This window comes from Roseateles sp. P5_B10 (assembly GCF_056400485.1).
Genome location: NZ_JBFULE010001122.1, coordinates 1 through 1,345, shown reverse-complemented (window position 1 = coordinate 1,345; position 1,345 = coordinate 1). Strand labels below are relative to the sequence as shown.

Genomic DNA, 1,345 nt, shown 5'->3' with positions numbered 1-1,345 from the left:
ATCTTGCCCATCTCATCGACGGTGCCGGCGATGCTCAGATCGGCAATCTCCTGGCGGCTGCGCTCTTCAACGAGGCCGCGTTCGCGCGCGTACTTCTTGGCAATCTCGACCCGCGCCTTGGCGTAGATCTCTTGGTTGTTCTTGTCCTCGGCAGCGCGGCGTAGGTTGTCAGCGAGTGCCTTCTTTTCCTCGGCGTCAATGCGCTCGATGGCGATCAGGTTGCTCGCGACAAGATCTTGATAGTAGGACTTCGCCGCCTCGGTCTTGGCCCTGAGTTTGCGCAACGCATCGTCGTCGACCGGCGCCTTCAGCTTCGACGGCGCGCCTGCGGCACCGCGGCCTTCGTGGCTGTAATCAGCCTGCGGCGAGGCCCAGGCCTGGCGCATCTTCTCGCCGGCCAGCTGCGAGCGCCCTAAGGTCTTCTGGTCAGCAGCGTCCAGCGCTCGCCGGCGGGAGATCGCGTCCTCTTCCATCTGCTTTCGGATGGCAGCTGCGCCGGCGTAGTCTCGCCGCGCCTGGGCGACCATGATCGCTGCATTGCCGCCGATCGAAGCCCCGATGGTCTCGAAGACGAATCCGACATTGCGRCCGAGGACGCTCAGCGTCTGCCACGTCAAGTCGGCCGCGTCGACCAGGTAGGACAGGGCCTGCTTCGTCGTGTCGGCCCAGCTTTGGATCGCCTGGTTACGGCCCAGCTTATTGGCCTCGTCGTTCGCCGCGCTGAACTGCTTTCCAAGCTCGTCAAGCACCTCGCCCAGGCCCTTGGTAGCACCGGCCAGCGCCCGACTGCCGCCGGTGAGCTCGTCGTACTGCAGCGCAGYCAGCGCGGCAGCGTCGCGCGCGACCTGCATCGCGCCGCCGATGGTCTGCGGGAACTTTCGGAAGTCGTCTTCGATCTTGCCGGCGGCCTTGGACAGCGCATTCACGACCACGTCGGAGGTGAGCTTGCCCTCTTCGCCGAGCTTCTTGAGTGCCCCGATGGGCACGCCGATGCCGGCGGCCAATTGCTGCATCAGGTACGGCGCGTTTTCCATCAGGGAGCGCAGCTCGTCGCCCTGCAACCGGCCCGAGCCTAGGGCCTGGCCGAACTGGATCATGGCGCTCTTGGCCTCCTCAGCCGATGCGCCCGAGACCTTGATCGCCTTGCCCAGCAGCTCGGTCACGCGCAGCGTGTCGTTCTGATTGCCGCCCATCTGAATGATGGACTGGTTGAGCCGGTTAAACACCTCGACGTTGCCGGCCAAGCTGGTCTGCGTGTTGCGGCTCATGTCGACCAGCCGCTTGAACGCCGCCGAGCCTTGATCGATGCTGCCGGACGCGACCTGGACGCGGGCCTGAAGCAGGC

Annotated in this window: 1 protein-coding gene; it reads right to left on the bottom strand. The window is 65.3% G+C overall.

Translation table 11 applies throughout. From position 1 onward, the window contains the following. A partial coding sequence (locus AC1DU6_RS31385; protein WP_477862063.1) for a tape measure protein occupies positions 1–1,307 on the bottom strand: 1,307 nt, incomplete at its 3' end. Between the last annotated feature and the right edge of the window lie 38 nt (positions 1,308–1,345).